The sequence below is a fragment of the Sphingomonas sp. R86520 genome, from assembly GCF_042466285.1.
Lineage (GTDB): Bacteria > Pseudomonadota > Alphaproteobacteria > Sphingomonadales > Sphingomonadaceae > Sphingomonas.
Genome location: NZ_JAXHBZ010000001.1, coordinates 2,867,277 through 2,881,784, shown reverse-complemented (window position 1 = coordinate 2,881,784; position 14,508 = coordinate 2,867,277). Strand labels below are relative to the sequence as shown.

Here is a 14,508-nt window from a genome sequence, read left to right as displayed (position 1 = left end):
TTCCCCTCCCGCTTGCGGGAGGGGTTAGGGGAGGGGCTGAAATACACCTCACCCACGCCTTCCGCTGCGGCCACGCCCTCCCCCGACCCCTCCCGAGCGGGAGGGGAGAAGGTAACAAAATGAACGACCAGCTCACCCCGAAGGCAATCGTCGCCGCGCTCGACGCCCACATCATCGGCCAAGCCGCTGCGAAACGCGCGGTCGCCGTCGCGATGCGCAACCGCTGGCGCCGCCAGCAGCTCAGCGAAGACCTCCGCGACGAGGTCACGCCCAAGAACATCCTGATGATCGGACCGACCGGCTGCGGCAAGACCGAGATCAGCCGCCGTCTGGCCAAGCTCGCCGACGCACCATTCGTGAAGGTCGAGGCGACCAAGTTCACCGAGGTCGGCTATGTCGGCCGCGACGTCGAACAGATCGCCCGCGACCTGGTCGAGGAAGCCATCCGCCTCGAAAAAGAACGGCGTCGCGTCGCCGTCAAGGACAAGGCGGAGGAGGCGGCGATGGGGCGTCTGCTCGACGCGCTCGTCGGCAAGGATTCGAGCACGGCGACGCGCGAGAGCTTCAAGCAGCGCTTCCTCGACGGCCATCTCAACTCTGCCGAAGTCGAGATCGAAGTCGAACAGGCGCCGACCACGCCGTTCGAGATCCCCGGTGGTGCCCCGCAGATGATCAACCTCGGCGAGATGATGAAGTCGTTCGGCGGCGGCCAGCAGCTCAAGCGGCGGAAACTCACTGTCCACGCGGCGTGGGACAAGCTGGTCGAGGAAGAGGCCGACAAGCGCCTCGACCAGGACGAAGTCAGCCGCGTCGCATTGGCGGACGCCGAGGCCAACGGCATCGTCTTTCTGGATGAGATCGACAAGATCGCGGTCTCGGACGGTCGTGGCGGCTCCATCAGCCGCGAAGGCGTCCAGCGCGACCTGTTGCCCTTGATCGAAGGCACGACCGTCGCGACCAAGTACGGCCCGATGAAGACCGACCACATCCTCTTCATCGCCAGCGGCGCGTTCCACGTCGCCAAGCCGAGCGACCTGCTCCCCGAACTCCAGGGCCGCCTGCCGATCCGCGTCGAACTCAAGGGCCTTACCGAAAGCGATTTCGTCGCGATCCTGTCCGACACCAAGGCGTCATTGCCGCTGCAATACAAGGCGCTGATCGCCACCGAAGGCGTCGGCATCGAATTCACCGAAGACGGCATCGCCGCCATCGCGCGCATCGCTGCCGAGGTGAATTCGGAGATCGAGAACATCGGCGCGCGGCGGTTGCAGACGGTAATGGAAAAGCTGCTCGAGGAGGTGAGCTACAATGCGGAGGACCGTGGCGGCTCCAACCTGATCATCGACGGCGCGTACGTCGACAGCCAGCTCAAGGAAATCGCCCGCAACACGGACCTGAGCCGCTTCGTGCTCTGACGTAAGGCGGGGGGCACCACCCCCCGTTCGTGCTGAGCGAAGTCGAAGCACCTGAGTCTCATGCCCTTCGACTTCGCTCAGGGCGAACGAAGTGGGGGGTATTTAGGAGAACACCATGGACGTGACCGAAGCCATCGCCGCTCGCCGCTCCGTCCGAGGCTTTCTCGACACGCCGGTCGACCCGACCCTGCTCCACGACCTGGCGATAAAGGCATCCCGGGCTGCAACCGGCGGCAATCTCCAGCCCTGGCACATCGCCATCGTCCAGGGCGAAGCCATGGCCCGCCTAAAAGCCATCATGGCCGAAAAGATCGGCAGCGGCACCGCCGAAGCGCCAGCCTACGACATCTACCCACGCGAACTCGTCTCACCCTACCGAGACCGCCGCTACGCGGTCGGCGAAGCGATGTACGCCCACATCGGCATCCCCCGCGACGACAAGGCCGCCCGCCGGGAATGGTTCGCGCAGAACTTCCAGTTCTTCGGCGCCCCCGCCGCGTATTTCTGCACGGTCGACAAGCGGATGGGCCCGCCGCAATGGTCGGACCTCGGCATGTACCTGCAGAATCTGATGCTGTTGGCGGTCGAAGCCGGCCTCGCCACCTGCCCGCAGGAATGCTGGGCGATGTATCCGGAAACGATCGGCACGTTCCTCGGAACATCCGAAGACCGCATGCTCTTCTGCGGCATGGCGATCGGCTACGAGGACAAGAGCGCGCCGGCCAATGCACTGCGCACCGCGCGCGCGGACGAAGCCGAATGGCTTACGACGATCCGCTGATTCAAGCCGTCATCGCAAAATAGAGTACCACCCCGGCGAAGGCCGGGGCCCAATTGGGTGACAAGTGTAACTGGCGGAAGCGCTTCGTTACCCCGGCCTTTCCAATTGGGCCCCGGCCTTCGCCGGGGTGGTGGCGTATGGGACAATTACGGCAATGTTCACCCGCGAAGGCGGGTGCCCAGACTAGGTCCCCGCCTTCGCGGGGAAACAAGTTTTTAGAGGACCACCGTCTGAGGCTTGGCGCCCTTGATCCCCGCAAGGATCATCGCCTCCCAAACCGCCGGATCACCCGCCGCGGCCATCGCCTTGTCAGGCTCGCGGAGTGTCTTCAGCACCGCCAGCGCATCAGGCAGGTAATCGGCCCAGGCCGCATCGATCAGCCGCGACGCCGACTCAGAGTCCCCGCCGGCATTCGCGCTGATCCGCTGACCGGCCAGCACTCGCGCGACGCGTTCGGCAACAGGTGTAGTGGAAACGTCCATGAGCATTCTCCTCGCGGGCCAGCCTATAGCAAACCCGCGAGGCGAACGAATGCTCCGTTAGCGTGCCGAGCTCGGACCCGCGCCGCGGCTCGGACCACGGCCACCGCCGCCACCGCCGGCTGGACGACCGCCGCCAGCAGGGCGACCGCCGCCCTGGCCACCGGGACGACCGCCGCCCTGGGGACGACCGCCGCCGCCACCCTGGCCACCGCGGCTCGCACCCGCATAGTTGCGACCATTGCTGCCGGTCGCGCTAGCCGAATGCGTCGCGCGCGGACGCGCCGGATCGCGCGGACGGTCGATCCGGACCTCGGGATCGGCGCCCATGGTCTTGACGCGCGTCTGCTTGATCTGGTTCGACAGGTTGACGAAATCCTCCGGCAGCGACCGGACCTGGACCTTCTGGCGGGTGATCCGCTCGATGTCGCGCAGGTACGCCTTCTCGTCATCGGCGCAGAACGCGACGGCGATGCCGCTGGCGCCCGCACGCGCGGTACGGCCGATGCGGTGGACATACTGCTCAGCGACGTTCGGCAGCTCGAAGTTGATGACGTGGCTGACGCCCGAGACGTCGATCCCGCGTGCGGCGATGTCGGTCGCGATCAGGACCTTGACCTTGCCCTGCTTGAACTCGCCAAGTGCCCGCTCGCGCTGGCCCTGGCTCTTATTGCCGTGGATCGCGTTCGAGGCGATGCCGTTGCCGGCCAGCAGCTTCACGACGCGGTCGGCGCCATGCTTGGTGCGCGTGAACACGAGCGCGCGGTCGATCGCCGGATCGGCGAGCGTGATCGTCAGCAGCGCCTGCTTCTCAGACTGGTTGCAGAATGTGACATACTGGTCGACGCGCTCGGCGGTCGTCGCAGCCGGCTTCACCGACACCGTCTTCGGATCAAGCAGGAACTGGCTGGCCAGCTCGCGGATCGCGACCGGCATCGTCGCCGAGAAGAACAGCGTCTGGCGCTTCTTCGGCAGCATGCGGACGATCTTCTTCAGCGCGTGGATGAAGCCCAGGTCCATCATCTGGTCGGCTTCGTCGAGCACGAGGATCTCGATCATCGACAGGTTGACGAAGCCCTGCTCGATCAGGTCGATCAGGCGGCCCGGCGTGGCGACGAGGATATCGACGCCGCGGCTCATGTCCTGGCGGTTCTTGTTGATGCTGGTGCCGCCGAACACGGTCGTTACCGACATCTTGCTGAACTGGCCGTACGCGCGCGCGCTGTCGGCGATCTGGCTGGCGAGTTCGCGCGTCGGCGCGAGCACCAGCATGCGGCAATGCGTCGGCAGGACGCGCTTCTGGTTTTCGGTCAGGCGCTGGATCGACGGCAGCACGAATGCGGCGGTCTTGCCGGTGCCGGTCTGCGCGATGCCGAGCAGATCGCCGCCTTCGAGCAGGATCGGGATCGACTGTGCCTGGATCGGCGTCGGCTCGGTATAGCCCTTGGCTTCGAGCGCACGGACAAGCGGCTCGGCAAGGCCGAGGTTTGCAAATGACATGGATAGTCTCTCAATAGATGCCGGGCTCGCGAATCCTCAAGCGGACGCGCGAGTGGCGGTGGTGTTTTGACACCCCGCGTGAAAAGGGAAGCCCGTTGGAAACGACCGAGGCGGAGCTTGGACCTTATTCAGATCCGATCACGCTGCATGACACCTCGATTTGCGCTAGATGATGTAGATCAGCTGAAAAGTCAAGTTGCCACTGGTCTTCCCGTTGGCATCGGGCTCAGATCGGTTGCTGGCTCAGGTGGAGATAGCGCTCGTTGAACTCGGCGGTGTCACGCAGGCCGGCCCAGTCCATCACGCTGACCTGGCGCTTCTTACGCGCGATCAGCCCGGCGGTTTCGAGCGACTTCAGCACGCGGTTGACGTGAACAGGTGTCAGGCCGAGCGCATCGCCGAGCTGCTCCTGTGTCATCGGCAGCTCGTACGCCATGTCGGCACCTGCCGATGTCCTGAACCGAACCGAGAATTCGCACAACAGATGCGCGAGCCGCGTCCGCGCATTGCGCCGGCCGATGTTCAGCAGCCATTCGCGGTGGATCGACGACTCGATGAGCGCATCGACCCACAGGGCATGCCCCGCGGGTGGGCAAGCCAAGATGAGGTCGCGCAGCGCGTTGATAGGGATCTCGGCCAGCGTCAGCCTGGTGAGCGCCTGGATGTCATGATCCGATTCATCGAGGAATAGATTCTGAAGATCTACGAACTCGCCGGGCATCACGATCGACACGATTTCGCGCTCGCCGTTCGGCGTCAGCTTCTGGCGATAGGCAAGCCCGGCGACGATGAACGCGCACCGGGTCGGATGCTGGCCTTCGCGCAGCATGTAGGTCGACGCATCGATCGTCCGCAACTTGAACGGCAGCGCCGCGATCTGGGCACGATCTCCCGCACTCATCGACACCCGCGATGAGAATTTACGAATCAACTGATCACTCACGATGGAGATATCCACGTGCACGCTCCGCATTCAGGGCAGGAGCAATCCCCTCGCTGTCACCTCCACCGGGATAGCGCGTCGCGTTACAGTCCACCTTATCCCAGGATTGACCTGTTCGACAAAACCCATGTTACTGCGATTTGTCGCGATATCGGTGCGGAGAACGTCTTCGGGCACCGGGTATTGGCACCGGTTCCCTGCTGCCAGCGTGTTGCTGTCAAAGGCTGCTGTCGGCAGGGTCCGTCGCGGTGACCACGACATTGAGCAGAACCCTGCCGGCCTCGTCGCGAACCGCGACGGCGAACTGGCCTCCATCCCAGACAAGTCCCGGTTGATCGCGAAGATAATCGCCTGCGAACACCACCGCCTGGACCCGCGCGTCGTCCGCGCTGGCGAGTTCCGTCCCTTCTTCATCGATGTCGCGTGTGCTGTTGGCCATATCGAAGAAGTATCTGGGCATGCTGGATATCCTCGATGTCTGAGTGCCGGCATCCTACCGCGTAGCCGTCCGCGCCGCCCTTACTAAAATCAGTTTTCTCGCCGGTGGACCGGTCCATTTCGATACGGGATGCTGCACGCGACTTGGGTGCTCGACTTGCGTCGGGCCAAAGGCGTAGGAAGCAGGAAACAATGAGAGGATCCGCCGCATGAAACTGGCCAGTCTGAAGCATGCCGACACGTCCAGGGGACGCGATGGTCGGCTCGTCGTCGTATCGAACGACCTCGCTTGGTACGCCGACGCCAGCCATATCGCGCCGACGTTGCAGGCCGCGCTGGACGACTGGGACCGGATCTCGTGCGACCTGCAAAATCTTGCGACCGACCTTGAGCACGAAATGATACCGATGCGGCGCTTTCACGAGCACGATGCCGAGTCGCCGTTGCCGCGCGCGTATCAATGGGCGGACGGCTCGGCGTACGTGAACCACGTCGCGCTCGTGCGACAGGCGCGTGCAGCGGAGATGCCGGACAGCTTCTGGCACGACCCCCTAATGTATCAAGGCGGCTCGGACGGCTTCCTGGGACCGCGCGACCCCATCCCGCTCGCCGACGAAGCCTGGGGCTGCGACATGGAAGCCGAAGTCGTCGTCGTGACCGGCGACGTGCCTTTGGGTGCCAGCCGCGAAGAGGCGCTGGCGGCAATCCTGCTGGTCGGCCTGACCAACGACGTATCGCTTCGCAACCTGATCCCAGGCGAGCTCGGCAAGGGCTTCGGCTTCTTCCAGTCGAAGCCGGCCAGCGCGTTCTCGCCAGTCTTCGTGACGCCCGACTCGCTTGGCGATTGGTGGAAGGACGGCAAGCTGCACCGCAAGCTGATGGTCGACCTCAACGGACAGCCACTGGGCCGCGCCGAAGCGGGCGAAGACATGACGTTCGATTTCGGTACGCTGGTGGCACATGCCGCGAAGACCCGGAAGCTGGGCGCGGGGACGATCGTCGGCTCCGGCACCGTCTCGAACCGCGGCCCCGATGGCGGGCCGGGCAAGTCCGTCGCCGAGGGCGGGGTCGGCTATTCCTGCCTGGCCGAAGTGCGGACGATCGAGACCATCCAGGGCGGCAAGCCCGTCACGCCGTTCCTCAAGAAGGGCGACGTCGTCCGCATCTGGGCTGAAGACGACAAGCGCCATCCGATCTTCGGCGTCATCGAACAAACCGTCGCGGGCTGATTCCGACGGGAGGGGGAGAAAAATCCTTGCGGCACAGCGTGAATGCGCAACTCCCCCTCGCAATCTGCGTTGAAATTTAATAACAAGGTTCGGTAAGAGTGTTCCGCGGTCACAGCGGCCTCATGGAGATGGAATGACGATGGCAAGCGAGCATCCGCGCGCCAATTTGCAGCCACTTACGCTGCATATCCCCGAGCCGAAGTTCCGCCCCGGCGACGCGGTGGACTTCGCCGAAGTCGACGTGCCGCCCGCCGGTGAAGCGCGCCGCCCCGACACCGCCGACAAGGCGTCCGACTTCATTGATCTCGCCTACACACTGGTCCGTGTGCTCGATGACGACGGCAACGCGGTCGGCCCTTGGGATCCCAAGCTTTCGCCCGACGTGCTGCGCCGCATGCTGCGCAGCATGGCGTTGCTCCGCGCGTTCGACGAGCGCATGTTCCGCGCGCAGCGGCAGGGCAAGACCAGCTTCTACATGAAGGCGCTCGGCGAGGAGGCAGTCGCCGTCGCCGCGGCGTATGCCTTGGATTACGAGGACATGTGCTTCCCCTCGTACCGCCAGCAGGGGCTGTTGATCGCACGGGGCTGGAGCCTCGTCGACATGATGAACCAGATTTATTCGAACACCGCGGACAGGCTCGGCGGCAAGCAGCTGCCGATCATGTATTCGGTCAAGGAAGCCGGGTTCTTCTCGATCTCCGGCAACCTCACGACGCAGTATCCGCAGGCGGTCGGCTGGGCGATGGCGTCCGCCGCCAAGGGCGACACGCGGATCGCCGCGACCTGGTGCGGCGAGGGCTCGACCGCCGAGGGCGACTTCCACTCGGCGTGCACGTTCGCCGCGGTCTATCGCGCGCCGGTGATCTTCAATGTCGTCAACAACCAGTGGGCGATCTCCAGCTTCTCCGGGTTCGCCGGCGCCGAGGCGACGACGTTCGCGGCGCGCGCGGTCGGCTACGGCATCGCGGGCTTGCGGGTCGACGGCAACGACGCACTTGCTGTCTACGCAGCGACCGAATGGGCCGCCGAACGTGCGCGCACGAATCAGGGCCCGACGCTCATCGAGCACTTCACCTACCGCGCAGAAGGCCACTCGACCTCAGACGATCCGGGGCAGTATCGCAGCGAAGGCGAACCCAACGCCTGGCCGCTCGGCGACCCGATCAAGCGCCTCAAGGATCACCTGATTGCGATCGGTGAATGGGACGACGAGCGTCACGCAGCGCAGGACAAGGAACTCGCCGAGCAGGTCAAGGCCGCGCAGAAGGAAGCCGAGAAGAACGGCATCCTCGGCCACGGCCTGCACCAGCCGCTCGAGTCGCTGTTCGACGGCGTGTTCGAGGAATTGCCGTGGCACCTGAAGGAGCAGCGCCAGCAGATGCTCGACGAGGAAGCGGCGAGCGGCCGTCCATGGGATCGCAAGGCATGAGCACCCAGCCTAACTCCGTCCAACCAAATTCCGTCATCCCAGCGAAGGCTGGGATATCCCGGTTATCGAGCGTGCCCTCGCGGCATGAGACCCCAGCTTTCGCTGGGGTGACGAAGGTGTTTGTATGAGCGACGTGACTGAAGCACGTGGGCCGGACGCAACCGAGGAAGCGGCTGCGGCCTCGTCAAGCCAAGACGGTGCCGAACCCACCACCCGCATGAACATGATCCAGGCGATCAACTCCGCCATGGACATCATGATGGAGCGCGACCCCGACGTGATCGTCATGGGCGAGGACGTCGGCTATTTCGGCGGCGTCTTTCGCGCGACCGCCGGGCTCCAGGCCAAGCACGGCAAGACCCGCGTGTTCGACACCCCCATCACCGAATGCGGCATCATCGGCGTCGCGGTCGGGATGGGCGCGTACGGCCTGCGGCCCGTCCCCGAGATCCAGTTCGCGGACTATATCTACCCCGCGCTCGACCAGCTCGTCTCCGAAGCGGCACGCCTGCGCTACCGTTCGGCCGGCGAGTTCACCTCTCCAATCACGGTCCGCTCGCCGTTCGGCGGCGGCATCTTCGGTGGCCAGACGCACAGCCAGTCGCCGGAGGGGCTCTTCACCCACATGTCCGGCATCAAGACGGTGATCCCGTCGACGCCCTATGACGCCAAGGGCCTGTTGATCGCCGCGATCGAGGACAATGATCCGACCCTCTTCTTCGAGCCCAAGCGCATCTACAACGGCCCGTTTGACGGCTATTGGGATCGCCCGTCGCAGAACTGGTCGAAGCACCCGGCCGGCGAGGTCCCGACCGGCTATTACAAGATCGAACTCGGCAAGGCGAAGATCGTCCGCGCGGGCGAGGCGCTCACCATCCTCGCCTACGGCACGATGGTCCATGTCTGCGCGGCCGTCGTCGCCGAGGCCGGGATCGACGCCGAGATCGTCGACCTGCGCACGCTCGTGCCGCTCGATATCGAGACGATCGAGGCGTCGGTGAAGAAGACCGGTCGCTGCATGATCGTCCACGAGGCGACCCGCACCAGCGGGTTCGGCGCAGAGCTGTCGGCGATCGTCCAGGAACGCTGTTTCTACCATCTCGAGGCACCGATCGAGCGCGTGACCGGGTTCGACACGCCGTACCCGCACAGCCTCGAATGGGCGTATTTCCCGGGGCCGGTCCGCATCGGCGAAGCCCTGAAAAAGATCATGAAGGACGCATAATGGCCCGCTTCACCTTCAAGCTGCCGGACATCGGCGAAGGCATCTCCGAGGCCGAGATCGTCGCATGGCACGTCGCCATCGGCGACCGTGTCGAAGAAGATTCGCCGATCGCCGACATGATGACCGACAAGGCCACCGTCGAGATGGAGTCGCCGGTGACCGGCGTGGTCGTCGAGCTCGCGGGCGAAGTCGGCGACCAGGTGTCGATCGGCGCCGCGCTGGTTGTGATCGAGACGGACGCGGTGGATGCCGCGGACGAGGTAGTCGCCGCGCCGCTGACGCCAGCACAGGCTGAGACCGCCGAGCAATACGAAGCCGAGAACCCCGGCGTTGAAGAGGTCGCAACAGAAACTCCCTCTCCCCTCCGGGGAGAGGGTCGGGGTGAGGGGCCGCCCCAGGCGGAAGCGCCGGTAACTGCCCCAACCCCTCACCCCAGCCCTCTCCCCATAGGGGAGAGGGAGCAGCAAGCACGTGCTCTCCCCACAGGGGAGAGGGAGCAGAAGGCGCACGCCGCTCCTGCGGCTGAGGCGGAGCAAAAGGCCCACGCCCTCGCATCCCCCGCAGTCCGAGCCCGCGCCCGCGATCTCGGCATCGACCTCGCCTCGGTCAAAACCGACTCCGACCGCGTCCGCCACTCGGACCTCGACGCCTACCTCCGCTACGGCTCGGGCGAAGGCTACCACCCCCCCCACGCATCCCGCGCCCGCGAAGACCAGCCCATCAAGGTCATCGGCATGCGTCGCCGCATCGCCGAGAACATGGCCGCGTCGAAGCGCGCGATCCCGCACTTCACCTATGTCGACGAGATCGACGTCACCGCGTTGGAAGCAATGCGCGCCGACCTCAACGCCAACCGGGGCGGCCGCCCGAAGCTTACCATGCTCCCGCTGATGATCGTCGCGATCTGCAAGACGATCCCCGACTTCCCGATGCTCAACGCGCGCTACGACGACGAAGCAGGCATAGTCACACGCCATGGCGCCATCCACCTCGGCATGGCCGCGCAGACCGACGCGGGCCTCACCGTCCCCGTGATCCGCGACGCGCAGGACCGCAACGTCTGGCAGCTCGCGACGGAGATCACGCGCCTCGCGGAAGCCGCCCGCGCCGGCAAGCTCGCTCCCAGCGAGATGGGCGGCGGCACGATCACCGTAACCTCGCTCGGCCCGCTCGGAGGCATCGCCACGACCCCGGTCATCAACCGCCCCGAAGTCGCGATCATCGGCCCCAACAAGATCGTCGAGCGCCCGGTCTTCAAGGGCGACGAGGTGGTCCGTGCCAAGCTGATGAACCTGTCGATCAGTTGCGACCACCGCGTCGTCGACGGCTGGGACGCGGCAAGCTTCGTCCAGGGGCTGAAGAAGTACCTCGAAACCCCCGTCCTGCTGTTCGCCGACTGACGGGCGATGCGTTGAGGCCATGCACGTCGGCGGACCTGACCACCGGAGGTCGGGTCACCGGAATGCATCAACCTGGCAGAAGTGGTCGGCAAACCACGATGGTCGGTGCGCCTGCCTTGCCCATGCTCAATCCGCGTGAGACGGGGCTCAGCTTCGGATGGACGGCGCGCGGTATAGTCTCGTATCGTAAGGGATGAACCCGTTGACCCTCGATCGCCCCGACGAACACGCTCGCGCCCGCCCCGATTGCCATCAGGCGATCAGCATCCTCGACCTGTTCACGATCGGGATCGGGCCGTCGAGTTCGCATACCGTCGGGCCGATGCGCGCGGCCTGGTTGTTCGCCGATCTGGTCGCCGACGACAAGCCCGTCGCGGTGCGCGTCGACCTCTTCGGTTCGCTGGCGCTGACCGGGCGCGGGCATGCGACCGACAGCGCGGTAATGCTGGGCCTGAGCGGTGCGCAGCCCGAGACGATCGACCCCGACCTGATCCCGGTGCGGCTGGCGGCGATCCGGTCGAGCGGGCGGTTGATGCTGGCCGAGCGCGTGGAGATCGGGTTCGAGGAGAGCCAGCACCTGCTCTTCCACGCGCAGACCTTCCTGCCGGGACATCCCAACGCGGTGACCTTCACCGCCTCGTTCGGCGACGGGCGGAGCGTAGAGCGGACCTATTTCTCGATCGGCGGTGGCGCGATCGTCGAGGCAGGGTCGGGGCCGGTGAAGGCGAACATCTCGTTGCCGCGGCCGTTCTCGTCAGGGGCGGAACTGCTCGCGACCGGCGATGCGACGGGGATGACGATCGCCGACATCGTCCGCGAGAACGAGATTGCGTGGCGGCCGGAAAGCGAAACCGATGCTTTTCTCGATGCGGTGCGCGCGGCGATGTTCGCGTCGATCGATCGTGGGTGTCGGCAGGGCGGTATCCTGCCGGGTGGGCTGAAGGTGCCACGTCGGGCGAAGGCGTTGTTTGAGGGGTTGCAGGCACGCGATACCGCGGCAGATCCGTCCGCGGTGTTCGAATGGGTCAGCCTGTATGCGCTGGCGGTGAACGAGGAGAACGCCGCGGGTGGTCGCGTCGTGACCGCGCCGACCAACGGTGCAGCGGGCGTGCTGCCCGCGGTGCTGCGATTCTACGAGACGTTTACGAAGGACCCGACGGAAAAGGGCGCGCACGACTTCCTGCTGACCGCGGCGGCGATCGGCTTCCTCTACAAGAAGCGCGCGTCGATCTCCGCGGCGGAGATGGGGTGCCAGGGCGAGGTCGGCGTCGCGTGCTCGATGGCGGCGGGCGCGCTGGTCGCGGCGCTCGGCGGGACCAATGCGCAGATCGAGAACGCCGCCGAGATCGGCATGGAGCATAACCTCGGGCTCACCTGCGATCCGATCGGCGGGCTGGTCCAGATCCCCTGCATCGAGCGCAACACGATGGGTGCGATCAAGGCGATCAACGCCGCGTATCTGGCGCTGCGGGGGGACGGTCGCCATATCGTCAGCCTCGATGCGGTGATCGAGACGATGCGCCAGACCGGTGAGGACATGCGCTCGCAATATAAGGAGACGTCGCTTGGTGGCTTGGCCGTCAACGTCGTCGAATGCTGAAGGATTTCCCATGACTGCCCCGACGAACCCGCTTCTCGATACGCTGTCGCTGCCCCGTTTCGCCGAACTGTCGCCCGACCAGATCGCGCCTGCGCTCGACGAGGCGATCGCGCGGCACGAGGCGATGGTCGAGGCGCTGACGACCGCACGGCCGACCGATTTCGCGGGCGCGTGGCTGCCGTACGAGCGCGCGAATACCGAGATCGGTGCGATCTGGTCGGCGGTGTCGCATCTGCACGGCGTGGCGGACACGCCCGAGCTGCGCGTGGCGTATTCGGAAGGGCAGAAGCGGCTCGTCGAGAACGACATGAAGGTAGGCCAGAACCGCGACCTGTATGAGGTGTTCGTCGCGCTGAGCGTGTCGCCCGAGTTTGCCGATTTGCCGACCGAGGACCGGGTCGCGGTCGAGCAGGCGATCCGCGATTTCACGCTGTCCGGCGTCGCGCTGGAGTCCGAGGCACGCGACCGGTTCAGCGAGATTTCGGTCGAGCTGTCGGGGTTGTCGAACGAGTTCGGCAGCGCGGTACTCGACGCGACCGACGCGTGGTCGGAACTGGTGACGGACGAGGCGGATCTCGCGGGGATCTCGGACGCGGACAAGGCGATGTTCGCGGATGCCGCTAAGGCGAAGGGGCAGGCGGGCTGGCTGGTCACGCTGCAACAACCGAGCGTCAACGCGGTGCTGACCTTCGCCGAGAACCGCGATCTTCGCGCGCGCATGTACCGCGCATTCGCGACGCGCGCGTCGGATCAGGGGCCGAACGCGGGCGAATTCGACAACGGTGCGCGGATCGCGCGTATCCTCGAACTGAGGCACGAGGGCGCGAAGCTGCTCGGGTTCACCGATCCGGTCGCGTGGTCGTTGGAGACCAAGATGGCGCCGAATAGCGCAGAGGTGATCGCGTTCCTGCGCGATCTAGCGCGGCGTGCGAAGCCGGCCGCGGAGCGCGACCTCGCCGAACTGAAGACGTTCGCCGCCGAGCATCTCGGGATCGTCGATTTCGAGCCGTGGGATGCGGGCTTTGTGTCGAACCGGTTGCGGCAGGATCGCTATGCGGTCGATGCGCAGGTGGTGAAGGCGTATTTCCCGGTCGCGCGCGTGATGGAGGGCTGGCAGACGCTGATGCAGCGCCTGTTCGGGATCAAGCTCGTCGAGCGCGACGACGTGTCGTTGTATCACGACGATGCGCGGTTCTTCGACGTGGTGGACGAGAGCGGGACGGTGTTCGCCGGGCTGTATCTCGACCTTCACGCGCGCACCGGCAAGCGTGGCGGCGCGTGGATGGCGCAGGCGCGGCCGCGGCTGCAAGACGGCAATACCGTGACGGTGCCGGTCGCGTATCTCGTCTGCAATTTCGCGCCGGATGGTGGCGACACGCCGTCGCTGTTGAGCCACAACGACGTGACCACGCTGCTGCATGAGACCGGCCACTGCATCCATTTGCTCTTCACCAAGGTGAACCGCCCGAGCATCGCCGGCACCAACGGCTTCGAGTGGGACGCGATCGAGCTGCCGAGCCAGCTGATGGAGGATTTTGCCTGGGACAAGGACGTGCTGACCGGCATGTCCGGCCACTACAAGACCGGCGAGAAGCTCCCCGCCGACCTGTTCGAGCGGATGGTGAAGGCGCGGCATTTCCAGGCGGGGATGTTCATCCTGCGCCAGGTCGAGTTCGCGCTGTTCGATCTGTTGCTCCATCTCGGCACGATGGGTAGCGATCCGATCGAGGTGATCGAGGCGGTGCGTGACGAGGTGGCGGTGATCCGCCCCCCCGAATGGCACCGCTTCCCGCACGCGTTCAGCCACATTTTCGCAGGCGGCTATGCGTCGGGTTATTACAGCTATCTCTACGCCGAACTGCTGGCCGCGGACGGCTTCGAAGCGTTTGCAGAGGCCGGGCTGGTCGATCGTAAGACCGGCGACCGGTTCCGCGAGGAAGTTCTCGCGCGAGGGGCAACGCGGCCCGCGGCGGACAGCTTCCGCGCGTTCCGCGGGCGCGACCCCGAGCCGACCGCGATGCTGATCCGTCACGGGTTGCAATGATGCCCGTCGTCTTGTCGGCTGACGC

Annotated in this window: 12 protein-coding genes; 8 read left to right on the top strand and 4 right to left on the bottom strand. The window is 65.6% G+C overall.

Translation table 11 applies throughout. The features are described from left to right. Window positions 1-119: 119 nt before the first annotated feature. The gene (gene hslU, locus SJY41_RS13065; RefSeq protein WP_380782344.1) at window positions 120-1,415 is read left to right on the top strand and encodes an ATP-dependent protease ATPase subunit HslU; all 1,296 of its coding nucleotides are present in this window, start codon (window positions 120-122) and stop codon (window positions 1,413-1,415) included. 115 nt (window positions 1,416-1,530) lie between these two features. Continuing rightward, on the top strand, window positions 1,531-2,196 hold the full coding sequence (locus tag SJY41_RS13060; protein WP_380782342.1) for a nitroreductase: 666 nt from the start codon (window positions 1,531-1,533) through the stop codon (window positions 2,194-2,196). Window positions 2,197-2,411: 215 nt separating this feature from the next. On the opposite strand, the gene SJY41_RS13055 is transcribed toward SJY41_RS13060, so the two are convergent. The 4 genes from SJY41_RS13055 to SJY41_RS13040 form a co-directional block, all read right to left on the bottom strand. Beyond that, complete coding sequence (locus SJY41_RS13055) at window positions 2,412-2,678, bottom strand: hypothetical protein (RefSeq protein ID WP_380782340.1); 267 nt, start codon at window positions 2,676-2,678, stop codon at window positions 2,412-2,414. A gap of 57 nt (window positions 2,679-2,735) precedes the next feature. Beyond that, the gene (locus SJY41_RS13050; RefSeq protein ID WP_380782338.1) at window positions 2,736-4,175 is read right to left on the bottom strand and encodes a DEAD/DEAH box helicase; all 1,440 of its coding nucleotides are present in this window, start codon (window positions 4,173-4,175) and stop codon (window positions 2,736-2,738) included. Between the two features lie 226 nt (window positions 4,176-4,401). Next, complete coding sequence (locus tag SJY41_RS13045) at window positions 4,402-5,133, bottom strand: Crp/Fnr family transcriptional regulator (protein ID WP_380782336.1); 732 nt, start codon at window positions 5,131-5,133, stop codon at window positions 4,402-4,404. Window positions 5,134-5,335: 202 nt separating this feature from the next. Continuing rightward, a complete protein-coding gene (locus SJY41_RS13040; protein WP_380782334.1) occupies window positions 5,336-5,578 on the bottom strand; it encodes a DUF6894 family protein in 243 nt (80 codons plus the stop codon). A gap of 187 nt (window positions 5,579-5,765) precedes the next feature. Here SJY41_RS13040 and SJY41_RS13035 point away from each other — a divergent pair, with 187 nt between their 5' ends. From SJY41_RS13035 to SJY41_RS13010, 6 genes are all read left to right on the top strand, one after another. Beyond that, window positions 5,766-6,785: a fumarylacetoacetate hydrolase family protein gene (locus SJY41_RS13035; protein WP_380782332.1), complete on the top strand. Its 1,020-nt coding sequence runs from the start codon at window positions 5,766-5,768 to the stop codon at window positions 6,783-6,785. 139 nt (window positions 6,786-6,924) lie between these two features. Beyond that, window positions 6,925-8,214: a thiamine pyrophosphate-dependent enzyme gene (locus SJY41_RS13030; protein WP_380784147.1), complete on the top strand. Its 1,290-nt coding sequence runs from the start codon at window positions 6,925-6,927 to the stop codon at window positions 8,212-8,214. A gap of 217 nt (window positions 8,215-8,431) precedes the next feature. Then, on the top strand, window positions 8,432-9,439 hold the full coding sequence (locus tag SJY41_RS13025; RefSeq protein WP_056053047.1) for an alpha-ketoacid dehydrogenase subunit beta: 1,008 nt from the start codon (window positions 8,432-8,434) through the stop codon (window positions 9,437-9,439). Next, window positions 9,439-10,839, top strand: a complete 1,401-nt coding sequence (locus SJY41_RS13020; protein ID WP_380782330.1) for a dihydrolipoamide acetyltransferase family protein — start codon at window positions 9,439-9,441, stop codon at window positions 10,837-10,839. Before SJY41_RS13025 ends, SJY41_RS13020 begins: the two co-directional genes overlap by 1 nt. A 202-nt stretch (window positions 10,840-11,041) precedes the next feature. After that, entirely contained in the window at window positions 11,042-12,439 is a 1,398-nt protein-coding gene (locus tag SJY41_RS13015) for an L-serine ammonia-lyase (protein WP_380782328.1), read from the top strand. Between the two features lie 10 nt (window positions 12,440-12,449). Beyond that, window positions 12,450-14,483, top strand: coding sequence for a M3 family metallopeptidase (locus tag SJY41_RS13010; RefSeq protein WP_380782326.1), 2,034 nt, complete (start codon window positions 12,450-12,452; stop codon window positions 14,481-14,483). The last annotated feature ends 25 nt before the right edge of the window (window positions 14,484-14,508 follow it).

What these genes read in the sequence shown, in the direction of transcription:
- hslU (WP_380782344.1), top strand. Translation starts at nt 120, where the DNA reads ATGAACGACCAGCTCACCCCGAAGGCAATCGTCGCCGCGCTCGACGCC.
- SJY41_RS13060 (WP_380782342.1), top strand. Translation starts at nt 1,531, where the DNA reads ATGGACGTGACCGAAGCCATCGCCGCTCGCCGCTCCGTCCGAGGCTTT.
- SJY41_RS13055 (WP_380782340.1), bottom strand. Translation starts at nt 2,678, where the DNA reads ATGGACGTTTCCACTACACCTGTTGCCGAACGCGTCGCGCGAGTGCTG.
- SJY41_RS13050 (WP_380782338.1), bottom strand. Translation starts at nt 4,175, where the DNA reads ATGTCATTTGCAAACCTCGGCCTTGCCGAGCCGCTTGTCCGTGCGCTC.
- SJY41_RS13040 (WP_380782334.1), bottom strand. Translation starts at nt 5,578, where the DNA reads ATGCCCAGATACTTCTTCGATATGGCCAACAGCACACGCGACATCGAT.
- SJY41_RS13035 (WP_380782332.1), top strand. Translation starts at nt 5,766, where the DNA reads ATGAAACTGGCCAGTCTGAAGCATGCCGACACGTCCAGGGGACGCGAT.
- SJY41_RS13030 (WP_380784147.1), top strand. Translation starts at nt 6,925, where the DNA reads ATGGCAAGCGAGCATCCGCGCGCCAATTTGCAGCCACTTACGCTGCAT.
- SJY41_RS13025 (WP_056053047.1), top strand. Translation starts at nt 8,432, where the DNA reads ATGAACATGATCCAGGCGATCAACTCCGCCATGGACATCATGATGGAG.
- SJY41_RS13020 (WP_380782330.1), top strand. Translation starts at nt 9,439, where the DNA reads ATGGCCCGCTTCACCTTCAAGCTGCCGGACATCGGCGAAGGCATCTCC.
- SJY41_RS13010 (WP_380782326.1), top strand. Translation starts at nt 12,450, where the DNA reads ATGACTGCCCCGACGAACCCGCTTCTCGATACGCTGTCGCTGCCCCGT.